Genomic DNA, 23,946 nt, shown 5'->3' with positions numbered 1-23,946 from the left:
ATAAAAATATATAGTACTCATTTTAACGCTGTTTGGATGGAAATACAACAAAAACGGCATTTTTGCGGCAGGAGGGAAATCCCTGTTTTTCTATTTACATCCGGTGGCGGGAACGTTATAATCATAAAGCGAAAAGGCTCAACAGAGAAATAATGAAAACTGCCGGGGAAAGAAATTATCCGACAGAAGTTAGGAGAATATAAAATTTGAAAATCTTACTTGCAGCATGCAATGCAAAATATATCCATTCCAATCTGGCGGTATATAACCTGAAATCCTGTTCCGGAGAATACAGCTCCAGGGTTGTGGTCAAAGAGTATACGATCAATCAGATCAGGGATGACATTTTAAAAGATATTTATCTGGAGCAGCCGGATGTGGTCTGCTTTTCCTGCTATATCTGGAATATTTCCTTTGTCAGGGAGCTGGTGCCGGATCTTAAGAAAATCCTTCCACAGGTGGAGTTTTGGGCAGGAGGCCCGGAGGTATCCTACGATGCGGTGGAATTTCTGAAAAAGAATCCTGCGTTTTTTGGAGTGATGGTGGGAGAAGGAGAGGAAACCTTCCATGAACTGGCAGGTTATTATATAGAAAGAAAACCGGAAACTTTGAGCGGGATCCGTGGAGTGGCTTTTCGTGATGAAAACAAAGGCAGGGATATTGTACACACGGGCTGGCGGGAATTGATGGATTTAAGTAAAGTTCCGTTTGCATACAGCAATCTTACAGAGTTTAAAAACCGCATTATTTATTATGAGAGCAGCAGGGGATGCCCTTTTTCCTGCAGCTACTGCCTTTCTTCCATAGATAAAAAGCTTCGGTTCCGTGATATTGAGCTTGTAAAAAAGGAATTGCAGTTTTTTATTGATAATAAAGTTCCTCAGGTCAAATTTGTGGATCGTACCTTCAACTGCAAGCATGACCATGCCATGGAGATCTGGAGGTATATTACGGAGAATGATAACGGGATCACCAATTTTCATTTTGAGATTTCAGCAGATCTTCTCCGTGCGGAGGAGCTGGCGCTGATGAAAACCATGCGTCCGGGACTGATCCAGCTGGAGATTGGTGTACAGTCCACCAATCCTCAGACCATCAAAGCCATTCGGAGAACCATGGATTTTGAAAAGCTGAAAGGGATTGTAGAGCAGATCCACAGCTTTGGAAATATCCACCAGCATCTGGATCTGATCGCAGGACTTCCCTATGAGGGATACGACAGCTTCCACAAGTCCTTCTGCGATGTTTACGCACTGCGTCCGGAACAGTTTCAGCTTGGTTTTCTGAAGGTGCTGAAGGGCTCACACATGATGGAAATGACAGGGGAATATCAGATTCTTTACAAGGATCGGGAACCCTATGAGGTACTTTCCACAGCCTGGCTGACCTACGGGGAGATTTTAAGGCTGAAAATGGTGGAAAGTATGGTGGAAGTGTATTATAATAGTGGGCAGTTCAAAAATACCCTTGTATTTCTGGAGAAGTATTTTGACGATCCTTTCCGGATGTATGAGGCACTTGGCAGATTTTATGAGAAAAAAGGATACTCGGAGATCTCTCATTCCAGGATGAGGCGCTATGAGATCCTTATGGAGTTTGCCGGAGAACAGAAAGAGATCCCGTCGGAAGCACTTTCCGATGTAATGCTCCTGGATCTTTATCTTCGAGAGAATTTAAAGAGCAGGCCATCCTTTGCTTCAGACCAGAAGCCGTATGAGCGGCTGATCTGGGATTACCGGAAAGCGAAAAAAATCCCGAAAACCGCCCATATCGAGGTGTTCCGGGACGGAAAGAAGCTTCTTTTTGATTATACAGACAGGGATCCTTTGACCAACAATGCGCAATTAACGGATATTACAGATGAGGTGAATAATAATTATGGGAATGTTTGATCCGAAAAAAAGAAAAGTGATCACAGCGATCATCGCAGTTATTCTGGTACTGGCAATGGTAGTTCCGACTGTGCTTTCGCTTATCATTTATTAAGGCGGCAGTTATGAAACTTGGAAAAAAAGCACTGGAGGCGCTTCAGGCAGAGATAGACGGACGGCTTATGCCGGGAGACGAGCTGATCGTGGCAGGCCCTGTGGCAGCAGAAGGAACTGCATGGATCACAAAGAATTATCATGACAGGCTGCGGGAGTTTTTTGCAGAACGGTTTCTCGAGGATGCTGTAAAGCTTCCTGAGGTTTACGGAACAGGAACAGAGAATGATAAAATTTGGAAAATGGCGGAAGAATCCGGAGCCAGTGCCCGATATCGGATGGGAGAAGGCGGCTTTCTTGCTGCCATCTGGAAAATGGCGGAGGCATCCGGAGTAGGTCTTAGTGCAGATCTTCGAAGTGTGCCCATCCGACAGGAAACCATAGAGATCTGTGAGATCCTTGATGTGAATCCGTACAAGCTGCTTTCCGGCGGAAGTATTCTTATGGGAATCCATGGCGGTGATGCGTTTGTGCAGCAGTTGCGACGAGAGGGGATCATGGCAGCAGTGATCGGGCAGACCGATTCCGGAAATAACAGGCTTCTTTACAGCGGCGGAAATGCCAGATATCTGGAACGCCCGGCAGAAGATGAGATCAAAAAGCTTGGCTTTTTGATCTCATGAGCAAGCAGCGAAGCGGATTGCGAATGCATATTTTGTATATTTAATGCTATGTAGAAAAGAGGAAAAAAATAAATGGGAGTTTTGAATATTGTGCTCCATGAGCCGGAAATTCCGGCAAATACAGGAAATATCGGAAGAACCTGTGTGGCAACAGGAACCAGGCTGCATCTGATCGAACCGCTTGGTTTTCGCCTGAATGAAAAGGCCATCAAGCGTGCAGGTATGGATTATTGGGAACATCTGGATGTGACCAGATATTTGGACTATGAGGATTTTCTCAAAAAGAATCCGGGAGCAAAGATTTATTACGCAACCACCAAGGCACCTCAGACTTATACAGATGTGCAGTATGAGGATGACTGTTTCATTATGTTTGGCAAGGAGAGTGCGGGAATCCCGGAGGATATCCTGGTAAACAATCAGGAAACCTGCGTGCGGATCCCGATGATCGGAGATATCCGTTCCCTGAATTTAAGCAATTCAGTTGCCATTGTGCTTTATGAGGCGCTGCGACAGCATAATTTTACGCATATGAATCTGGAAGGCCATCTGAGAAATTACGACTGGAAATAAGCCTGCAAAGAGTAAATAAAAACCTCTGATCTGGAAATACTGTAGGAGATATTGAGAGATATTTCTTTTACAGCCTTCCGGATCAGAGTTTTTTTGATGTTTTATTTTGCTTTTTCCAGTGTAAAGATAAATTCTGTTCCAACACCTACGGTGCTGATCACATTGATATTCTGCTTATGAGCGTTGATGATCTCTTTTACAATGGCAAGGCCAAGCCCGGTACCCTTGCGGTCTTTTCCACGGGAGACATCGATCTTATAGAAACGATCCCAGATCCTGGAAAGACTTTCCTTTGGAATTCCGCTTCCATGGTCTTTGACTGAGACAAAAACCTTTCCATGATTGACTGTGGTTTCCAGTGTGATAGAAGAATTGTCGCTGCTGAATTTTACTGCATTGTCCAATAAATTGTATAGTACCTGCTGGATCTGTTCCATATCTGCACGGACAAAAAGCTCTTTTCCCGCAAGGAGGAGCTCCAGACGGATGTTTCGTTCCGAACAGGTTCCCTCAAAGGTGGCGGCTGTGGTACGGATCGTTTCATTGATATCAAAACGCCGCATATGCATCATACGCTTTTTGACATCCAGTTCGTTTAAGGTAAGGAGACTTCGGGTAAGCTTCTCCAGACGGGTGGATTCAAAAGCAATGACTTTCAGATAACGTTCCTGCATTTCCGGTGGGATGGTACCGTCCAGCATGGCTTCCACATAGCCTTTGATGGAGGTCAGAGGCGAGCGGAAATCATGGGACACATTGGAAATGAATTGTCGTTGATACTCTCCGTTTTTGTTCAGCTTGTCTGCCATGTAATTCAGGGAGTGGGAAAGATATCCCATCTCATCTTCAGAATCTACGGGGATCGTGTAGGTAAGATTTCCGTTGGCAAATTCCAGGGCACCCTTCAAGATTTCTTTCAGAGGTTTGTGGACTCTGTAAAAATAGATCAGAAGAAAACTGAAAAACAGTGCATAGATCACAATAAAGATCAGGATCATAACCTCTACGATATTGCTGCGGCTTTCGTAGAGGTTTTTCATAGGGTAGTGGATCACCAGATAACCAGTCACCAGATCCGTATCTTTTATGGGAACGACTGTGCTTAGCTGTGTGGTTTTTAATGTCCCGTAAAACGTACCGGAGGAATAGCAGGTATCTTCGTAATCTTCCGGTCGGAAGTTCCTGACGGTGATATCACCGGAATCAGAGGGCTGCTGGTTTGTGTTTATCAGAACGTTCCCATCTGTATCCATAACCCAGAAATCTGCATTTTGAAAGGCTGCTGCAGAGGAAAGAGCCAGGGTGAGGGATTCGTTTTTGGGGCTTTTTACAGCCTGACGAAGTTCATTTTTGGAAACCAGCTGGCTGGCAGTGCGGTAAAGGGACTCTCCGGTAGAGCGCTCCAGCCTTTTTTCTACCAGGTAGGAGCCACCGGAGGAAAGCAGCAGAAAGCAGATTCCGCCCAGCATAAAGTACAGAATCAGCAGTTTAGTATAAAGATGCTGTTTCATGAATCCTTTACCTCAAATTTGTAGCCGATCCCCCAAACTGTGGAAAGAGCCCAGTTTGGATTATCCTTGATCTTTTCACGGAGACGTTTGATGTGAACGTCTACGGTTCTGGTATCGCCAATGTATTCATAGCCCCAGATGTGATCCAGAAGCTGTTCTCTTGTGAAAACCTGATTGGGAGAAGCTGCCAGGAAATAGAGAAGCTCCAGCTCCTTTGGCGGCATATCGATCTGGTGTCCCATATAAGTTACAGAATAGTTGGTCAGATTGATCACCAGATCCGGATAGGAAACACATTTTTCCTTTGGCGCGGTAGACGGAGATTTTACATGAAATCTGCGCAGTACCGCACGGACACGTGCCACCAGCTCTTTGGAGTCAAAAGGCTTGATGATGTAATCATCCGCTCCAAGTTCCAGTCCCAGGACTTTGTCAAAGGTTTCTCCCTTGGCGGAAAGCATAATGATCGGTATATCGGAGGTGTGACGGATCTCACGGCATACCTGGTATCCGTCAATGCCCGGAAGCATGAGATCCAGAAGGATCAGATCCGGGTGAAAAATATGGAACTGCTTCAGGGCTTCCTCGCCGTCATTTACGATCTTAGTCTCAAAGCATTCTTTTGTGAGATAGAGAGCAACCAGCTCTGCAATGTTGTTGTCATCGTCAACAATGAGGATTTTCTGTTTTGTAGCCATGGCTTCAGCTCCTTTTTATTTCTTGAATTCTACAATGGTCACGCCGGCATCGCCTTCTCCGAATTCGCCGAGACGGAAAGAAGCTACGTGCTTTTGGCGCTTCAGGTAATTGTGGACACCTTTGCGGAGGGCACCGGTACCTTTTCCGTGAACGATACGGACGGATTTCATGTGTGCGATATAGGCGTCATCCAGATATTTATCCAGCTCTGCAACTGCCTCATCTACGGTTTTTCCCAGAAGATTGATCTCTGTGGAAATGCTGGCTGCCTTGGACATACGGATCTTTCCGGCGCCGGTACGCTGCATGGACGGAGTGGTGATCACCGGCTCGTCCACAAGCTCCAGATCGGAGATATGAACCTTGGAACGGATGATACCCATCTGCACAAAGAGATATCCTCTGGAATCCGGATGACTGGAAACTGTTCCTTTCAGATTCAGGCTGAGCACCTTTACGGTATCGCCAAGAGAAAGATCGGATGGCTTCAGCTGTTTCTTTGGCTTTTGCTTCTGCTGCCTGGAAGACATTCCATTTTCGGCTTTTGACATACGTTTTTTCAGGTTCTGGCGTTCTTTTTCCACGGAAGCGGTATCTACGTGATCCTTCTGGAATTTATGGAAAAGCTTCATGGTCTGATCTGCGTATTCCTTGGTATCGCGGAGGATCGCATGTGCCTGTTCATTGGCTTCTCGGAGAATCCGCTCTTTACGTTCATCCAGCTTTTCTTCTTTTTCCTGAAGAGATTTTTTCAGATCTTCTACCTGCTCTTTGTAACGGGCAATTTCAGCACGTTCGTTTTCGATGGTGACACGGCTCTGCTCCAGGGATGTCAGAACATCTTCAAAAGATTCATCCTGCTCGCTGATCTGTTCCTTTGCTTTATCGATGATGAAATCCGGAAGCCCCAGCTTGGAAGAAATGGCAAATGCGTTACTTTTTCCCGGAACACCGATCAGAAGGCGGTAGGTCGGACGTAAGGTTTCCACATCGAATTCACAGCAGGCATTTTCCACACCTGGAGTGGAGAGGGCATAGATCTTCAGTTCGCTGTAATGGGTGGTTGCCATGGTACGGATACCCTGCTCGTGAAGATGTGACAGGATCGCAATGGCAAGAGCGGCACCCTCGGTAGGGTCCGTACCTGCACCAAGCTCATCGAAGAGGACCAGGGAATCCTGATCTGCGGATTTCAGGAAGGAAACCACGTTTGTCATATGAGAGGAGAAGGTACTTAAGGACTGTTCAATGCTCTGCTCATCTCCGATATCAGCATAAACCTCGCGGAAAAGTGCAAGTTCGGAACGATCCAGCGCCGGGATATGGAGACCCGACTGTCCCATCATGGTAAGAAGACCTACGGTTTTCAGAGAAACAGTTTTACCACCGGTGTTTGGTCCGGTGACAACCAGGAGGTCAAAATCATCCCCGAGACGGATGTCAATAGGAACGGCTTTTTTCTTATCGATCAGTGGATGACGGGCCTGGCGAAGCCGGATCCGGCCTTCTGTGTTGAAAACAGGTTCACTGGCGTTCATGTCCATGGCAAGTGCGGCACGGGCAAAAATAAAGTCCAGCTGTACCATGATGGAAAGATCTGCGTGAATAGCCTCCAGCTCAGCAGCTACCTGCTGGCTTAAGGATGCAAGGATCACTTCGATCTCTTTCTGCTCTTTCAGCTCCAGCTCGCGGATGTCGTTGTTCAGCTTGACAACAGCCATAGGCTCAATGAAAAGAGTGGAACCTGTGGCAGACTGGTCGTGGATCATACCGGGAACCTGGCCTTTATATTCAGCTTTTACCGGGATACAGTAGCGGCCGTCGCGCATGGTGATAACGGAATCCTGAAGATAATTCCTGGCACTTCCTGCAACCAGAGAAGAAAGCTGGGTGTGTATCCGGTCATTGGTGGCCTTGATGCTGCGGCGGATCTGGCGGAGCGTGCTGCTGGCATCGTCACTGATCTCATCCTCGGAAAGGATACAGCGGCGGATCTCTGTGCTGAGTGGTGTCAGAGGTTCCAGTGCCGCAAACATTCCGTCAAGGGAATCGGTCATTCCGTCATCACGGTCACTTCTGGAATAGGCCTTTACACGACCGGTATTCTCAAGAAGACTGCAGACAGAAAGCAGCTCCGGTGCATTCAGGGCGCTGCCAACAGTAAGACGTTTTAATGTGCCGCGGATGTCCTTGACGCTGCCGAAGGAAATGCCGCCTTTTTTGAACAGGCGTGCAAGGGCATCGTGTGTCTGCAGCTGCATGGCCCGGATCTCTTCAATGTCTGTGGAAGGGGTAAGCTTCCGACAGAGATCCTTTCCCATGGGGGAGGATGCCTTGTCTGTGAGCAGATCTATGATTTTATAGTATTCAAGTGCTTTGTATGCTTTTTTGTTCATTGTTGCTATAGTTACTCCTTTTTGTTACTTCTGTTACTTCTGTGCTTTTCTGCGTAACACAGGATATGCAAAAAAACACTTCGTTTCCTATTTTACATGATTTCCATAGCAAAGGAAAGTAAAATGTGTTATGATACTGAATAAAGCCCGGAAGTAAGTGGAAACTGTGCAAAAATGCCAGAAAGCCCGGACCGGGATGCGGCCAAAGATCATAAAGAAAGTCTGGCTATGAATGCAAAGTGTGAAGCGGATGTGTTCGTGAGTATGTCTGCTTTGAAAGTAAAAAGAACAGAAAGGCAAGAATTTTATGCGTTTTTTAAATGAATTACATGAGGGAGACAGAGTAAACGGGATCTATCTCTGCAAACAGAAACAGGCAGCTACAACGAAGAATGGCAAGCCCTATGAGAATCTGATCCTTCAGGATAAAACAGGTGTGATCGATGGTAAGATCTGGGATCCCAATTCTCTGGGAATTGATGAGTTTGATACTCTTGATTACATTGAGATCATGGGAGATGTGACAAGCTTTGCAGGCGCCATGCAGCTGAATATCAAGAGAGCACGCAAGGCAGGAGAAGGGGAGTATGATCCGGCAGATTATCTTCCTACCAGTGAGAACAGTGTGGATGATATGCAGAGCCAGCTACGAGAGCTTATCAACAGTGTGAAGAATCCCTATCTTTCCCAGCTTCTGAAGAAGCTCTTTGTGGAAGATCAGGAATTTATGAAGATATTTGAGGGACATTCTGCAGCGAAGACCGTACATCATGGCTTTATCGGCGGGCTGATGGAGCACACTCTTGGAGTGACCCGTCTCTGCGATTATATGGCGAATGCATATCCACTATTGAACCGAGATCTTCTGATCACAACCGCACTTCTTCATGATGTGGGCAAAACGAAGGAGCTTTCTGCTTTTCCGATGAATGATTATACAGATGAGGGACAGCTTCTTGGACATATTGTGATCGGGGCACAGATGGTGCATGATCTTGCAAAAGAGATCCCGGATTTTCCGGAGAAGCTTGAAAATCAGGTGATCCACTGTATTCTTGCACATCATGGTGAGCTTGAGTACGGTTCTCCCAAGAAACCGGCACTTGCAGAGGCAGTTGCCCTGAATCTGGCAGACAATACAGATGCAAGGATGGAGACACTGACAGAAATTTTTCACGCAGACAAAGGCAAAAAAGAATGGCTTGGTTTCAACCGGCTTTTTGAGTCCAATTTAAGAAGAACAGGAGATATTTAATACATGGAATTCCGTAAAAACGATATACTCACTTTAGATATAGAGGATTGCGGAGTTGACGGTGAAGGTATCGGGAAAGCCGATGGCTTCACCGTTTTTGTGAAAGACGCCGTGATCGGAGACCGGATCAAAGCCAAGATCATCAAGGCAAAAAAGAACTATGGCTATGGCCGCCTGATGGAGGTGATCACACCGTCTCCATACCGTGTGAAACCTGTCTGCTCTATTGCCCGCCAGTGCGGAGGATGCCAGCTTCAGGCATTATCCTACGAGCAGCAGCTGAAATTTAAAGAGAAAAAGGTTCGTGGACATCTGGAAAGAATCGGAGGTTTTCAGAATCTTGATATGGAACCGATCATGGGGATGGAAGACCCCTATCATTATCGAAACAAGGCACAGTTTCCGGTAGGAAAAAATAAAGACGGAAAGATCATCACAGGCTTTTATGCAGGAAGAACCCACTCCATCATTGATAACCGAGAATGTATTCTGGGAGTGAAACAGAATAAAGAGGTTTTGGACCGTGTGATCGGACACATGGAAAAATATCATGTACAGCCCTACGATGAGGCCACGGGAAAAGGTCTTGTACGTCATATTATGATTCGTTATGGCTTCCATACAGATGAGATGATGGTCTGTCTGATCTTAAACGGAGATAAGATCCCTGCAGAAAAGGCTCTTGTGGAATCACTCTGTGAAATTCCGGAAATGACCAGCATTACCATCAATGTTAATAAAAAACGGAACAATGTGATCCTGGGTGATCAGCTTCGCCTCCTTTGGGGACAGTCCTATATAACGGACAGCATCGGAGATATTTCCTATCAGATCTCTCCCCTGTCCTTTTTCCAGGTCAATCCCATCCAGACTGAAAAACTGTATGGAAAGGCTCTGGAGTACGCCGGCCTTACGGGAAATGAAACTGTCTGGGATCTGTACTGCGGAATCGGAACTATCTCCCTGTTCCTGGCCCAGAAAGCAAAATTCGTCCGCGGCGTGGAGATCGTACCACAGGCCATTGACAATGCAAGAGAGAATGCGAAGCTCAATGGCATTGAGAATGTAGAGTTTTTTGTCGGAAAAGCAGAGGAAGTGCTGCCGAGAGAGTATGAGAAGAATGGCGTTTATGCAGACGTTATCGTGGTAGACCCGCCACGGAAGGGCTGTGATGAGGTACTTCTGAATACGATCCTTAAAATGAAGCCGGAGAGGGTTGTGTATGTGAGCTGTGACAGTGCGACACTGGCGAGGGATCTGAAGGTGCTGTGTGCGGAGGATTATGAACTGGTGCGGGTTTCTACTACTGATATGTTTCCGCAGGGAGTCCATGTTGAGACTGTGTGTTTGCTGTCAAGAAAATAAAATCAAGTGCTGAAAAGCGGCGTATTTCCGGGCTTTTTGTAAGGTTGGTATCATCAGAGAAGCCTTGCGGAAAGCTCGGTTTTATTATATGGAAACATATCTACTTTTCGGTCTGATTGGAGAGAAATTGAGTACCGGAGAATAGCGGTAGGGTTTAGGCTGTGGATTAGATGTCAGAGGTTGTGTCACTAGGATTGTTGTCAGAGCCGACCGCAGTTTAAGCCACTCGATACTAAGGGGCAGACTTGGCAGTGGAATAGATAACAGGAGGATTTGAAAGATGATGGATAAAGATTATTTGTATCAGATTGATATTCGAGAATGGATAGAGAGAGGATTAGATGCTGACATAATGGTTCCTGTATCAGGAAATAAAATTGATAAAAAGTATGATATATACCTTCAGAGTTTTCTTCTTCCTTTGAATGAAGTTGAAAATGATATGGAAAATGATACATATAATGCACATACATTGATGCCTGGAATTACAGTTTACGGTTCTTGGGAGGATGATGAAAAGGTTTATCATCGTTGGGGAAATGACAATGGTTATGAACCACTTGTTATAAAAAGAGAATATAATGGCGTAGCTACAGATTCAATAGAAATTGTTGAAGAGTTTCGATTATTATTCAATCTGTATTTCAATTCACAAAAAAATGAATATATTGATGTTTCTAACGGTGAAGGAATTACCGTAGTGAAAATGAATGATAATGGGTATGTAACTATACATAAAAGATACTTAAAAACGTATCTAGCAGTAAAAGAAAAAGTATTGATGATACATATTGATAGCAGGTGCGTTTCTATCGATAATTCGGAAAAAATCAAGGAAGATGGATTGGTTTATAGAAATAGCGAAAACACAATTTTTTATGCACTTAATATCGGAAATACATCAACTGGACTAAAAAGGAAAAATTATTCCATCATTTATGCAAAAAATGTTGTCTCAGGTTGCAGTTTATGTGATAGTAATATTTGGCCGTATAATGAAGAAAAGACTTATGTTGATTTTATTATTGGTATAGATGAGAACGGAAAAGAAATACGCCATACTTGTAATCCGAAAGAATTAAACAACTACTTCGGGGCAAATCCAACAGCGCCGCACTATTTAACACCTGTATATTTTGACAGTGCAGTACTGAATAAGTATTATTCGAAACCTGAAATTTATAAAGTCGAAGATGGAATTATTCGATGTGGTGTATTGTGGTCATTGTATATTGATAATAGTAATTCAGATTATGTATCAGCTTATTTAGGTGATTTAGGAAGAGATTTACCAAGTGAAGCCGAGCAGCATTATTGGAGGGGATTTAACAAGTCGATTGGAGGAAAATTGAGCAAAACAAAAATAAAGAGAGATTTTATGTGTATTGCATCAGACTCAGAGTCTCCAGATTTTGTTTTTAAGAAAGCTTATACACGATTAAATAGAGTTTTCACTGAAAAGTATGGATGGCCTTTATTTTTATCATTAACAGAGCAGGATGCTTATAATTTTGAAATATTACGAGTTCCAGTAAATAATTCAATTACTGAGATGGATATGCTGGTTCTTTCTTTAGTCAAAATACTGATTGATTCTTTAAATGAAAAGAGCATTTCAAAACGGTTAACTGGTAATTACGAAAAACTTGTAGGTAGCATTTCAAAAATAGAAGCTTGGCTATGTGAAAGTAATATCGAAAACTATAATGAGCATATTAAGTTCTTGAGAAATCTACAGGAGTTACGTTCAAGTGGAACGGGACATCGTAAAGGAAAGGGATATCAAAAAATTACGAAAAAGCTTGATGTGAAAAAAGAAAACTATGCAGAAACCTTTTCCTGTTTGTTAAAAGATGCTACTAACTTTTTAACGTTCATGGAATTAAATATTGAAAATTTGAAATAAAATGAAAAGGCTCCCCATCACCGGGAATTATCCAGTGGTGGGGAGCCATTGTATATCTATAGAGTTATGCATCCACATCAATGCTGACGCCAGATTTCAATTCAACTATTATGCGGTCATCCCAGATGGTGATCTGCTTAATCCAGCGTCGCACCAGTGATTCATCGAATTCAGTAAGGAGGGCGGTCTGCTGTGAGATGTAATCCTGCAAGTCGTTAATTCTCTTTATCTGTTCATCCCTTGCGGCGGTATCGACAGTGGTTTTCTGACGAAGTTCTCGGAATCTGAAGATCTCATCCGCTATTTCGTCGTAGTCCTCTTTACTGTTGGCTTTTTGAATCAGCTCCTGTTGCAGGGCCATTAGCTTCTTGTCAATGCTGTCTATGGCTGTTACCTGTGAAGCTCGGATGACTGCGGCAATGTTAAGCTGGAGCTGTGCCTGATAGTTATTTTTGTCGCCGAGTAATTGATTGATGGCATTGACAACGGCATCCTGAAGAACCAGCTCATTGATGGTTCGAGCGTGGCATTCAAGTCCGGTGGATTCCAGCCTGCTGATGCAGCGCCAGACAATTGATTTGACGCCTCGATTGTTCCAGTGGAGTCTTCGGAACATTTCACCGCATTCGCCGAAAATGACGATTTGGGAGAAGCAGTGATTGCAACTGTAGCTTCGTTTTTTGCCATTGTCACTGGTTTTTACCACTCGTCTGCGGACAAGTTCTTCCTGTATCTGCTGGTAAATGTTCTTCGGAATAATGGCTTCGTGATCGCCTTCTACATAGTATTGTGGAACAAGACCGTTATTTTTAACTCTGGTCTTGTTTAGAAAGTCTGTAGTGTAGGTCTTTTGAAGCAGGGCATCACCGATGTATTTCTCGTTTCGGAGAATTTTGTTGATGGTGCTTGTGTGCCACTTTTCCCCTCCGGCACCGGTAAGGATACCGTCACGCTCCAGGCCTGCAGCAATCTTGTCCATACTGAGACCTTCTAAATATTCTCGATAAATGCGCTTTACGATTTCTGCCTGTTCTGGATCGATGATGAGGTTGCCGTCCGCGTCTTTCGTGTATCCAAGAAAACGATTGTGGTTGATTTGTATTTTCCTTTTGTGATGATATGCTCTATCACCACGGTTCCGGCGGCTTGGCCCTGTCTCCAAAGTCGGGCGTTGGTCTGCTGATATAATTCCAGTGACCATGTCAGACCAAACCAGATAAGGGTGGAACCGCCAGCCTGTAGATTGAGTCCATGACCAGCAGATGCAGGATGAATGACTGCGACTGGTATCTTTCCAGCATTCCAGTCGGTGATGTCCTTGCTGGACTTTATTTCTCTCACATCAAAGCGCTTTTTGATTCGTGACACCTTCCAAGGAGAGTGGAAGCCCCATCGTGGCGGACCATATCATAGAGCAACGCCAGCTTTCCGGTTTCAGATATTCTCCGGTCGGATAACCTAAGAAACGAGAAAGACAGATGCGTTCAAAGGTAGCGTTGAAGGCCCACTTGATGACACATTCATCCTCTAGAGCAAGAAGGATTTCTTTTGGAATCTGTTCTCCGCAGGCAAGATCAATGACCTGAACGGGCTGGTTATCTACACTGTAGGCAAAGAGTAAGATTTCAAAATCAGGTGACTCTACATAGCGATATACTCCGGTTTTCTGAAGTGGCACATCGCTGTAGGTTTCAATATCGATACTAAGTGTTTTCATGAGATTGTCCTTTCTACAAAACAGGCAGCAGAGAAATCCCTGCCGCCTGCCTTGTTACTGTTTATCTTTATTGGATTTATATTTATTGATGTCACGACGAATGTGGTATACCGCATAACTAACAAGGTAAAAAATGATTTTTCCTACGTTGTAGATGATGAAGCCATATACCGCCGCAAAAAAGGTATAGGAGATGACATTAGCAATAAATAGATTTAAGATTTCTGCAAATTCATTCATAGGTTGTCTCCTTTTGTCAGAAAATGTGCTGGCGGCAGTGAGTTCCACCGCCAGCAGGTTGATAGATTACTTAAAGTCTTTCATGCGCTTTTCGTGGTATTCGAGGTCGCGCTTGTCTTTTTCCTGCTCACGCTTTTCACGTTTATGGTCGTTGATGATACTCTGAATCATAGAGATTGCAGTAGTGAGACCGACGCAAGCGAAGCAGCCGATACAGATGTTTACAAGAATTGTGCTAATCACGATTGTCTCCATAGTTTGCTACCTCCATTAGTCAAGAAAATCATCGTCGTTATCAGTTGCAAAGTCAGATTCAGCAGATGCCTTACCGCCAAGAGGCTCGCCATCATGAATCTTCTGCAAATTGTTAAGGCCACAGGCGATGCCTTTATTGCCAGAGCTGTTGAAAGCGTAAAAACTGATGCTGGCACGACCGTAGATTCCAGAGTAAACCTCAGAACGAGTGAGGATAGGATTGCGGTCTGCATCTACGATACCAGGTGCAGAGGTTGCATTTGCATTCACAAAGAAGCTGCCAGCGTATGCAGGATCGTCCGGTCTTTCAAGATCTCCGTCACGAAGAGGCGTCTTAAGTACAGAAAGAGCAGGTACGGATTTACCATTGCCCTTGAGCTTTGCTTCACCTTCACGGTATGCAGCCTCGATAGCAGCTTCAATCTTTGCAACAGTCTTTGTGTCGGATTTTGGGATAATCAGGCTGACACTATATTTCGGAGTGCCACCGTTGATGGATTTAGGTTCCCAGACGTTGGCATAGCTCCAACGTGTGTTAGGACCAGTGATAACCTTCATGGGATTTGTCATTTTTACATTTTTACTCATTGTCATATTCCTCCATAAATCATTTTTTGCTGTGTTCATTGCCGGGCGTTTATCGCTTTCCGGCACAAGAGTAGGTTTGCCTTGTGGCTTTTCAATATAGGCTGCAAGGAGTTCCTCGAAGCGAGATTTGCCGAGTAGCTTTTGCATAGCAGTGATACCAAGTAGCTTCTTTTCATAAGGGTCAAAACCAGCAGATTCGACAGCCTTTGATACAGCGGCTTCGTTGGTATATCTGCGATTAGAGCGACCTTCGACCAGCTTCCAACCGGTCCATTCTTTACCGCTGATTGCCTGCTGGAGTGCATACTCCTTGATGTCGTTGGCCCAGGAGACCAGCTCGTCGACACGGGAAAGAATGACTTCAATTTCTGAATCCGTAAGCAGTGGTGGCAGTTTGAAATCGTGCTGTGCGAGTAGAAGATTGGCTTCTGCTCTGGCCCGGCATTCATGCTTTGCCTTACAGAATCCGCACCATTCACCGCACAGGAAGTTTCCATCACTGGCAAAGGCGAGGTCTGCGGTAGGCTTCAGAACTTCATCGGCCCACTGATACAGGTCATCCTTACTGACTTCATAGGTAGAAACGTTCTGACGTCTGGGCTGGTAGATGGTCATGCTGACCGTATCGATGTCATAAATATCATCGAAAAGCTCCAGAGCGCCAAGAGCGTAGCATTTCATCTGTGGATTGTCTTCAGCGCAAACAAGTATTCCAAGACCGTGTTTGTAGTCAATCACATGCATAGTTCCATCGCTGATGAGAATAGCATCTGAGGTTCCGAAGCCTTGTTCCACCCAACGGGAAAAGTCCACTCGTTGTTCAATCAGAACAACTGGATCGGAGCAGGTCTGCTTGGCATCTTCCAAAAGCTCCATAATAAAGCTGGCGTACCCGGTGGCACAATCTTCCATTTCGGCGTTGTACCAGTCGAGACTTTTGGTTGGATCAGTAGCTTCCATGCCGAGAGCTTTAAGGAGCTTGTATTCACAAAGAGCGTGTGCGTCGGTACCTTCTGCAGCATAATCACTACCTTTATCCTCATAGGTTTCGCAGAGTCTTGCTGACGGTGGGCAGTGGAGCCAGCGGTCAGAAGATGATGCGGAGAGGATTGAATGTCCTTTAGGTGGCATATTAGAGCACCTCCACTTCCCTAAGCAGGGCTTCATAATGTTTCGGGTCTACGAGTGACAACTTGCTTGCACCGTACTTTTTAAGAAGCTCTCGAATTTCAGCTGTATGCCCGGCACGAGATTTATCAGCCAGAACAGCTCGAACTTCCTCAAGGGTCAATGCAGTTTTCGCAGGAGCAGCAGGGGCTTCTGCTTTTTCAGTAGCTTCGGATGCTCCTCCAAACTGCTGTGCGAGCCAGTTTGCTACATCGTTAATAGCAGCGGCGGCATTTCTCAGCTCTTCGATGGTCATAGCCATATCGCTCATTTTTGACATTTTCTGTTCCTCCTTCCTCGGATTGTCTGTGTGCGGCGATGATTCTGAGATTCTTCGCCATTCTTGCGGATACCTGACTGATTGCAGTGAGAGTAGCAATCACTTCTGCGTCAGTGCCGCTTCGGTTGTGAAAAGTCTGTTTCACGATGTTCACCTCGCTTTCTGTAGGTCGCTTTGTTTCGCCTTACACTACTCAATGGAGGTGAGATTGCCGTTTGGCCGAAAAAATATAAAAAAGTTTTTGAAAAGAAAAATCGTCCCCTAAAAAATCAGAGGACGACCATTCATATTAGATGTAGTCCTTAAGCTCGGAGCGGAGCTTCTGGAACAGCTTGTCCCTGCGATACACGAATGTATTACGAGAGAGGCCCATTTCCTTGCCGCAGTCACGTTCCGATTTTCCTTCCATAATAAGCTGGCAGATAAGACGGCCTTCCGGGTCCAGCTCGTTCAGCTTTGCGTAGAGGGCACGAAGAAGTTCTGCGTCCTCCATTAATTCAGCGATAGCTGCGGATTCATCCGGCATGTCATCAAGCCAGCTCTTTTCATTTCCTTCACCGTCGCTTACGGTGTTATCGAGAGAAAGCTGATCGCCAGCCTTGACATACGGACAGGTCATACAGTCCATGTCGCATAAATAGCGTTTGCTTGCAGGGCAGACACAACGGCCATGTTCCTGCTGGCGTTTACGGTAGGCGTTGATGTCACGGTAGTAGTTCGTGTAGAACTCCTTGTTTACGTCTACCCAGCTTTTGGATTCCTTGATGTAGATACGATACTGTTTGCTCTGATTGTCTTTGTTTGCCATAACATTTACCTCCTGTGATTGGCATAGATTTGTGACCAGTCACAGGTGGAAACAGAGATTTCAGGCATATTTCGCTGTAGAGTTTATTGTTCGTTCATACTCGCTACATTGAAAATAATGTCGAAAAGTGTTATGATGATTTAGTAGGGTTTGTTGGGGGTTGCTCTGGTTTATATTCATCAGATTCGACGGCCGACAAACATCAAAAAATCCCTGTGGCTTTTCACAGGGCTAGAAAATAGTAAGTTGAGTAGGCCTGCCATTCACAGTTGAGTAAGTTGAGTAGGTAAATTTGGTTAGAGGGACAATCAATGACAAAAAATGAAAATTTAAGACTGTGTGGCGGTACGTTTTTCACCTTGCTTTTAGAGGCTAGAAAGCAACTGCTGGGTGCAAATGAACACTACGCAGGAAAAAAAGATGGATTAACTGAATATGAAACTTTGATTGGTTTGGCCAGAGTGATACGTTCTGATTTAGCGACACCAATGCCGACTGAAATTAAAACAATTCAGGGTAACGCTTCAGAATATAAGAAATGTAAGAATGCAGGCGGAGGCTACTTCCCGTTCGGTGATAAAACGGCATTGAGAGTTTTTGACGAAAGAGTGAAGAACGAGTATGTGGATACATTGAGAAAAATGTGCCGCTTTGTGGATGACTTCATTGATGCTGGAGGAGATATAAAAAAAGACGAGCTACTCGTGAAAGCACTCGTCGAATTAATATCGTTGGATAATTGCATTGATGATAGCCAATCTTTCTATATCAAAGAAGATGGAACAACAGCGCAGAAAAAAGAACTCATAAATATGAAAGAAATTCCTTTGCAGTCATTTCTATTAGGTATATTTCATTATTCGGTATGTAGTGTTGATAATGTAGTTGGAGCTGAAACATTCGATTTCTGGTGTCCGTCTGCCGGTGGAGCAAAAAGGACTTACAAAGGAGATATTGGTGCCGATTGGCCAGTAGATATCAAACTCAGATACATTCAGCTTGAAGATTGTGACATAGCTGAGAATGATGCTAATGGCTCACCAGAAGATGTCATAGTTGAAGCGGACTGTGAAGATCCTCATCAGAACAAAGAAAAATCTAAACAGCAAATGGTTTTTAATTTCAACGTAACTGGAAATAACAATAGCTTCATTCAGCATGTCGATAGCATTACGAACAATTATTATGGAGGGCAGAAAAAAGATGGAGAATAAATTACAGCCATCACAACCGGGAGCTTTGCAAGCGCAAACACCGAATACGACATTTAATTTGCCCGGTAACAATAATACATTGGTAGCTCATACAGACGCTGTGAACAATACCTATAGCGTAATGATGGTGGGTGGGGCACCACCCATGCCGGGAAGCCCTAACGCAGTGCACACCATTACATTAAATACAGATTTCTATCACCTTCTGGTTGTTGGAGATGATGAATTAAATCCTCAGTACTGTCATTGCCTTGTTCGAAAGGACAGAGCAATAACGGAAAGTACCTCAAAAGAACTGAAAGCAGCTTATGCGGCTTTGCCAGAAGATGCAATATCGGTGCTGAAAACCTATCCGGCAATTATTGCGACTGAGAACCACACTTATGGGAAAACAGATGAAGACCACTATGCTGCGTATGGGTTGATTGTTGATGTAAAGATTCAGGACAATGGCATTAAAGTATATTATCAAATACTTAACTGGATACCACAGCAGAAAATAAATGAACTTCGGTTTGAACTCGGAATCGAAGGCTGCAGCGGAACGAATGAATTGAATCGTATGCACTGGGCAATAAAAAAGATAAATGCAGTAGAGGTATTAAGGGAAGCTGGGATACAAGTCTTTTCTTTATAAATACGCAACCACTCATCTGGAATCGAACATGGAGGAATAATATGAGTGCAGAATATGAAAACATGCAAGTTGAAAAATGGGTAAACCTTGAAGATGTAGCAGAACACCTAAGTTTGAGTCAGGATACAGTCCGTACTTGGATAAAAGAAGGAAAATTACCTGTATATAAAGCTGGAAAACGATATAAATTCAAAATCTCTGAAGTTGACGAATGGGTCAGAGAAGGAAAAATTAAAGAATAGAAGCAGGAGGTAGATTTGCATATGAACCCTAAAATGAAATCAGCAATAGAAAAAATAACGTTAAACGATGCCACATTTTCCAATGAGGTTATAGAACCGACGTATGTAAATTTCTTCTATGGGAAGAATGGTGCAGGCAAATCTACCATTGCACGAACGTTTAAGGCAAACGATGAGCGTTTACAGTGGCAAGCTGGGAAGGCATCAACTGACTATGATGTTCTTGTGTATGATACAGATTTTATAAATGCTAACTTGCGTAACTATGGAAATCTTGCTGGTGTATTCACCGTAAATGAAACTAATATTGCTATTCAAGAGCAGGTTGATACACTCAATGCAGAACGCAAGAAAATGGGTGAGGAATATAACGGACATAAGGCCGCTATAGACCAGAAAACAGCGGATAAGAATACCGCTTTATCGACATTTCAATCAGACTGCTGGAGCAAGAGTGCGGAAGCCAGAACACTATTCGATGAAGCTATTAAGGGTAAGAAAAAAGCTGCATTATTCGCTCAAGAAATTTTAGCAATTACGCCGGTTGCTCATGATGTTGAAGATTTAAAAACTCTATATGGGACCGTTTTTTCTGGCGATGCACAGCAGTACAACATGCTGTCTAAGGCAGGTAAAGTTACCTATGCATCCCTGCCGGGATATGAATTGATGGGAAAACCAATCTCCAGCAGCAGTGATACGGACTTTGCAAAATTTATTAAAGCCCTAAAAGCTACTGATTGGGTGCGAAGTGGTCATACTCATTTTGCTGGCCAGACAGACGGAAAATGCCCATATTGCCAGCAAAAACTCCCGTCTAACTTTGATAAAGAAATAGCTGCATGCTTTGATGCACAGTATCAAGATGACATCTCTGCGATTAATGCTTTTCAAAGAACATATGAATCAGAGATGGATTCCGTTGTAGCAACGCTGGAGGGCAATGTATCTGCTGCTATGCCGGAATTAGACTTGTCAGAATATGAAGTAAAAGTTCAGCTTCTTGTGGATGCGATAACCATTAATAAACAGAGAATTGCAGCAAAGATTAAAGAGCCGACATCCATTGCTTCCTTAGAAGATACTGATAGTTTGCTCATTGAGATTGGCACTCTGATTGATGGCTTTAATAAGAAAATCAAAGAAAATAACGAGATAGTCAGAGACCTCAAAACAAAGAAGGTTCTATGCAAAAAGCAGGTGTGGGAGTATCTTGCAGAGCTTTTGAAAGCTGATGTAGCTGCGTACAACAAAGCACTGTCTGATTTGGACACTGAAATAAAAGCATTGAAAGATAAAATGGAACAGTTAAAAAAGGATGCTACTGCCAAGAAGAAAGAGGCCAATGAACTAAACAAACAGATTGTGAATACTGAGGCCACTATCGATAGCATCAATGTTCTGCTTGATAATTCTGGTTTTGAAGGTTTCCATCTTCGTGCAAAGGACGGAGTAGCAAATACATATGAGGTTATTCGGCCGGATGGAACTGTTGCAGAAAAACTGAGCGAAGGTGAAAGAAACTTTATTGCATTCTTGTATTACTATCACCTTGTGAAAGGAAGCCTTAATAGTGAAGCTGTAAAAGATAAAATTGTTGTTATTGATGACCCGGTATCCAGTATGGATAGTGGAGCATTGTTCATCGTCAGTGCTCTGGTCAGAGAGATGATTGAGGTTTGTTACAACAATACGGACTATCGAAGCCATAAAGTCGACGGCGACTATATTAAGCAGATTTTCATTCTGACTCACAATGTTTATTTCCATAAGGAAATTACGCATCACCAAGCAAAGAGATATCACAGCGTTTCGTTCTATATGATTCGTAAGATAGAAAACATTTCTTCAGTTAAACTTTGTGTGCGTCAGAGTCAGAGAGTACCTACCGAGCAAGAGAACTATAATCCAATTCAAAACTCGTATGCTGCTCTGTGGGATGAATATAAGGAACTGAAAACAGCAAATACGGTGAAGAATGTAATCCGACATATTCTTGAATACTACTTTATTCAGATATGTGGCTACGAAGGAAACGACCTTCACAAGATTGTTCTGGAACAGAATAAGCTGTTGTTTGTGGATGAAGTGGAAGGACAGAAGCCTAATTATGACCGATACAACCTTGCTTCAAGCATGCTCACATATATGAACGACGGCCCAGCTGTTATAAGTGATGGCTTCAACTATATTGATGATGGCAGTGATGTGGAACAGTGCAAAAAAGTGTTTGAGTTGATTTTCACTGCCATGCATCAGGAACAGCACTATAAGATGATGATGGGAATCGAGGACTAAGTCCCGATTTTTGGACACTTAAACATATAAAATTAACAATGACTAGGGTTAGGAAGCTCTTAGTCTGATTGGAGGAAAATATAATGGCACAAAAGCAGACTATCGATGCAATGTGGGACGATAGCCCTATCGATGTATCAACAGAGGTGAATTTTATCTGGTCTATTGCAAATAAGCTGCGTGGTACATACCAGAGTGATAAATATAAAGATGTAATCATTCCGATGGTTATCATCAGACGTTTTGAGTGTGCGCTGGAACCTACCAAAGACAAGGTGGTTGCACAGTTTAAAGCAAACCCAAATTACCCGGCAAAAGCTATGTATCGTATTTCGGGGTTTCAGTTCTACAATACTAGTGAATTTACACTTGCAGAATTGATTAATGATGCCGACAATTTAGCAGCCAACTTTAAAGCGTATCTTCAGAGTTTTTCTCCTAATGTGCAGGAGATTATTGTGTCTGCTGAGAAAGGTTTGGACTTTTATAAGCAAATTGACAAGATGGATAAAAACGATCGCCTGTTAAGTGTCGTCAAAGCATTTTCAGAATTGGATTTGAATCCTCGCACGATTGATAACGTAAAGATGGGATACATTTTCGAGGATTTAATTCGTAGATTCTCTGAAAACGCTGAGGCTGGTGATCATTACACTGGACGAGATATCATTAAATTGATGGTAAATATTTTGTTAGCTGAAGGCTGTGACGATATCTTTGACGACGGAAAAGTAATTACAGTTTTGGATCAAGCATGTGGTACAGGTGGTATGCTCTCCACAAGCTATAACTTCATTAAGAGATATAATCCTACTGCAGATGTTCGTCTTTTTGGGCAGGAAATCAATCCGGAATCTTATGCTATCTGTCTTGCAGAAATGCTCATCAAAGGTCAGAATGCAGAGAATATCTGCTATCAGGACACTATGAAGAAAGATCGATTTGCTGAAACCAAGATGCGCTTTGTTATTGAAAATCCGCCATTTGGTACTCCGTGGGGAGGTAAAGATGCAGCTGAAGGTGTAGAAAAAGCAGTTAATGATGAATATGCAAAGGGATTTGAAGGCCGTTGGGGTGCTGGGCTCCCTGGTTCCGGCGATATGCAGATGCTGTTTTTGCAATCTGCTATTGACAAAATGGATGATAACTTTGGTCGTGCTGCTATTATTGAAAATGGCAGTCCATTATTTTCAGGTGGTACAGCTTCTGGCGAAAGCCAAATTCGTCGTTGGATGTTAGAAAACGATTTAATCGAAGCAATTATTGCATTGCCAACAGATCTGTTTTACAACACGGGCATAGCTACATATATCTGGGTGCTTTCAAAAAATAAACGTGCTGAGCGCAAGGGCAAGATTCAGTTGATAGATGCTTCGTCCTTCTTCCACAAACTGCGCAAGGCTCTGGGTGATAAGAAAAATGAAATATCTCCGGAAGACCGCAGCACCGTAACGAAGCTCTATGCAGAATTTGCAGAAAACGAGTACTGCAAGATTTACGACAACGAGGAGTTCATTTACCGTGAGTACACGGTTATGCAGCCTCTTCAGCGTAGCTATGCCATTACAGAGGAGCGTATCGAAGCTATGCTGTCTAAGGGTGCGCTTTCTTCTCTCTATGATCAGGCTAAGGTTAATGAATTGGAGAATGCTGAAGAACTAACTGGCAAAGAACAGAAAAAATTGGAATCATTCCAAAACAATCAGGCCTTATACGATGAGATTATTACTACATTGAAAGCTGTCACTTCAGAACAAGTATATAATTCACCGACTGAGTTTATGCCTGTACTGACTAAGGCACTTGCTTCGGCAACATCTGATAAAAAATTGCTCGACAAGATTGCTAATGGCCTCTCTATTATGGATAAGAATGCAGAAATTCAACGTGACCGCAAGGGAAGGATTATTTACGACAAAGAAACCAAGGACACCGAACTGGTGAAATGGGAGGAAAGCATCGAAGATTATATGGCACGTGAGGTTTTGCCTCATATCCCGGATGCCGCCGCTTTCTTTGAGGAAGATCTTGGAAAGAAAAAACCTGTCATCAAGACCGGTGCTGAAATCCCATTCACGCGGTATTTCTACAAATATCAGGCATCAACGCCAAGTGAAGAGCTGGAAACAAAGTTTATGGAACTGGAATTTTCGGTTTCAAAGCGTGTGGCAAAGCTGTTTGAGTAAG

Annotated in this window: 21 protein-coding genes and 3 pseudogenes; 11 read left to right on the top strand and 13 right to left on the bottom strand. The window is 43.6% G+C overall.

Going from position 1 to position 23,946, the window contains the following annotated elements; genetic code table 11:
- Positions 1–206 precede the first annotated feature (206 nt).
- The 3 genes from ABCM67_RS09045 (at position 207) to trmL (ending at position 3,181) form a co-directional block, all read left to right on the top strand.
- Complete coding sequence (locus ABCM67_RS09045) at positions 207–1,892, top strand: B12-binding domain-containing radical SAM protein (RefSeq protein WP_147603470.1); 1,686 nt, start codon at positions 207–209, stop codon at positions 1,890–1,892.
- A gap of 104 nt (positions 1,893–1,996) precedes the next feature.
- Entirely contained in the window at positions 1,997–2,608 is a 612-nt protein-coding gene (locus ABCM67_RS09040) for an AIR synthase-related protein (protein WP_279031545.1), read from the top strand.
- A gap of 72 nt (positions 2,609–2,680) precedes the next feature.
- Complete coding sequence (gene trmL / locus ABCM67_RS09035) at positions 2,681–3,181, top strand: tRNA (uridine(34)/cytosine(34)/5-carboxymethylaminomethyluridine(34)-2'-O)-methyltransferase TrmL (RefSeq protein ID WP_015524365.1); 501 nt, start codon at positions 2,681–2,683, stop codon at positions 3,179–3,181.
- Positions 3,182–3,282: 101 nt separating this feature from the next.
- Here the strand turns inward: trmL and ABCM67_RS09030 are convergent, their stop codons facing one another.
- The 3 genes from ABCM67_RS09030 to ABCM67_RS09020 are packed head-to-tail and all read right to left on the bottom strand — an operon-like array spanning position 3,283 to position 7,787.
- On the bottom strand, positions 3,283–4,692 hold the full coding sequence (locus ABCM67_RS09030; protein WP_173734035.1) for a HAMP domain-containing sensor histidine kinase: 1,410 nt from the start codon (positions 4,690–4,692) through the stop codon (positions 3,283–3,285).
- The gene (locus ABCM67_RS09025) at positions 4,689–5,390 is read right to left on the bottom strand and encodes a response regulator transcription factor (protein ID WP_114001719.1); all 702 of its coding nucleotides are present in this window, start codon (positions 5,388–5,390) and stop codon (positions 4,689–4,691) included. The genes ABCM67_RS09030 and ABCM67_RS09025 overlap by 4 nt, the downstream gene beginning before the upstream one ends.
- Before the next feature lie 15 nt (positions 5,391–5,405).
- The gene (locus ABCM67_RS09020) at positions 5,406–7,787 is read right to left on the bottom strand and encodes an endonuclease MutS2 (RefSeq protein WP_147603468.1); all 2,382 of its coding nucleotides are present in this window, start codon (positions 7,785–7,787) and stop codon (positions 5,406–5,408) included.
- Positions 7,788–8,094: 307 nt separating this feature from the next.
- On the opposite strand from ABCM67_RS09020, the gene ABCM67_RS09015 reads away from it, so the two are divergent.
- The 3 genes from ABCM67_RS09015 (at position 8,095) to ABCM67_RS09005 (ending at position 12,313) form a co-directional block, all read left to right on the top strand.
- Positions 8,095–9,042, top strand: a complete 948-nt coding sequence (locus tag ABCM67_RS09015; RefSeq protein WP_015524370.1) for an HD domain-containing protein — start codon at positions 8,095–8,097, stop codon at positions 9,040–9,042.
- A 3-nt stretch (positions 9,043–9,045) separates the two neighbouring features.
- Positions 9,046–10,407 (top strand): 23S rRNA (uracil(1939)-C(5))-methyltransferase RlmD, encoded by a 1,362-nt coding sequence (gene rlmD, locus ABCM67_RS09010; RefSeq protein WP_118752502.1) that lies wholly within the window; start codon positions 9,046–9,048, stop codon positions 10,405–10,407.
- 280 nt (positions 10,408–10,687) lie between these two features.
- Positions 10,688–12,313 carry a hypothetical protein gene (locus tag ABCM67_RS09005; RefSeq protein ID WP_110103442.1) on the top strand — a complete coding sequence of 542 codons (1,626 nt, stop codon included), beginning with the start codon at positions 10,688–10,690 and terminating at the stop codon, positions 12,311–12,313.
- A 64-nt stretch (positions 12,314–12,377) separates the two neighbouring features.
- Here the strand turns inward: ABCM67_RS09005 and ABCM67_RS09000 are convergent, their stop codons facing one another.
- The 10 genes and pseudogenes from ABCM67_RS09000 to ABCM67_RS08955 form a co-directional block, all read right to left on the bottom strand.
- Complete coding sequence (locus ABCM67_RS09000; RefSeq protein WP_110103441.1) at positions 12,378–13,475, bottom strand: recombinase family protein; 1,098 nt, start codon at positions 13,473–13,475, stop codon at positions 12,378–12,380.
- Positions 13,418–13,675 (bottom strand): annotated as a pseudogene (locus ABCM67_RS08995) (ATP-dependent helicase); the annotation flags it as partial. The pseudogene ABCM67_RS08995 and the gene ABCM67_RS09000, both read right to left, overlap by 58 nt.
- Position 13,676: 1 nt before the next feature.
- Positions 13,677–14,030, bottom strand: a pseudogene (locus tag ABCM67_RS08990) (hypothetical protein); the annotation flags it as partial.
- A gap of 54 nt (positions 14,031–14,084) precedes the next feature.
- Positions 14,085–14,270, bottom strand: a complete 186-nt coding sequence (locus tag ABCM67_RS08985; RefSeq protein ID WP_110103440.1) for a hypothetical protein — start codon at positions 14,268–14,270, stop codon at positions 14,085–14,087.
- 66 nt (positions 14,271–14,336) lie between these two features.
- On the bottom strand, positions 14,337–14,525 hold the full coding sequence (locus ABCM67_RS08980) for a hypothetical protein (protein ID WP_015524375.1): 189 nt from the start codon (positions 14,523–14,525) through the stop codon (positions 14,337–14,339).
- A 15-nt stretch (positions 14,526–14,540) separates the two neighbouring features.
- Positions 14,541–15,113 carry a DUF2815 family protein gene (locus ABCM67_RS08975; protein ID WP_173740051.1) on the bottom strand — a complete coding sequence of 191 codons (573 nt, stop codon included), beginning with the start codon at positions 15,111–15,113 and terminating at the stop codon, positions 14,541–14,543.
- An 18-nt stretch (positions 15,114–15,131) separates the two neighbouring features.
- Positions 15,132–16,244, bottom strand: a pseudogene (locus ABCM67_RS08970) (DUF2800 domain-containing protein); the annotation flags it as partial.
- Position 16,245: 1 nt separating this feature from the next.
- On the bottom strand, positions 16,246–16,560 hold the full coding sequence (locus tag ABCM67_RS08965; protein ID WP_110103439.1) for a DNA ligase: 315 nt from the start codon (positions 16,558–16,560) through the stop codon (positions 16,246–16,248).
- The gene (locus tag ABCM67_RS08960) at positions 16,496–16,705 is read right to left on the bottom strand and encodes a hypothetical protein (RefSeq protein WP_146207156.1); all 210 of its coding nucleotides are present in this window, start codon (positions 16,703–16,705) and stop codon (positions 16,496–16,498) included. Before ABCM67_RS08960 ends, ABCM67_RS08965 begins: the two co-directional genes overlap by 65 nt.
- 144 nt (positions 16,706–16,849) lie before the next feature.
- Entirely contained in the window at positions 16,850–17,368 is a 519-nt protein-coding gene (locus ABCM67_RS08955; protein ID WP_110103438.1) for a hypothetical protein, read from the bottom strand.
- A gap of 311 nt (positions 17,369–17,679) precedes the next feature.
- Here ABCM67_RS08955 and ABCM67_RS08950 point away from each other — a divergent pair, with 311 nt between their 5' ends.
- The 5 genes from ABCM67_RS08950 to ABCM67_RS08930 all read left to right on the top strand — a co-directional run bounded on the left by ABCM67_RS08950 (position 17,680) and on the right by ABCM67_RS08930 (position 23,945).
- Complete coding sequence (locus ABCM67_RS08950; protein WP_110103437.1) at positions 17,680–18,582, top strand: hypothetical protein; 903 nt, start codon at positions 17,680–17,682, stop codon at positions 18,580–18,582.
- A complete protein-coding gene (locus ABCM67_RS08945) occupies positions 18,572–19,219 on the top strand; it encodes a hypothetical protein (RefSeq protein ID WP_118752505.1) in 648 nt (215 codons plus the stop codon). The genes ABCM67_RS08950 and ABCM67_RS08945 overlap by 11 nt, the downstream gene beginning before the upstream one ends.
- A gap of 41 nt (positions 19,220–19,260) precedes the next feature.
- The gene (locus tag ABCM67_RS08940) at positions 19,261–19,461 is read left to right on the top strand and encodes a helix-turn-helix domain-containing protein (protein WP_008976224.1); all 201 of its coding nucleotides are present in this window, start codon (positions 19,261–19,263) and stop codon (positions 19,459–19,461) included.
- Positions 19,462–19,482: 21 nt separating this feature from the next.
- Entirely contained in the window at positions 19,483–21,759 is a 2,277-nt protein-coding gene (locus ABCM67_RS08935) for an AAA family ATPase (protein ID WP_110103435.1), read from the top strand.
- 83 nt (positions 21,760–21,842) lie between these two features.
- Entirely contained in the window at positions 21,843–23,945 is a 2,103-nt protein-coding gene (locus tag ABCM67_RS08930) for a class I SAM-dependent DNA methyltransferase (protein ID WP_110103434.1), read from the top strand.
- Position 23,946 lies beyond the last annotated feature (1 nt).

This window comes from Blautia sp. 2227st1_G12_2227SCRN_220401 (assembly GCF_039062885.1).
Taxonomy (GTDB): domain Bacteria; phylum Bacillota; class Clostridia; order Lachnospirales; family Lachnospiraceae; genus Blautia_A; species Blautia_A fusiformis.
Note: the sequence above shows the minus strand (reverse complement) of the source record. Positions and strands in the feature narration are given on the sequence as shown.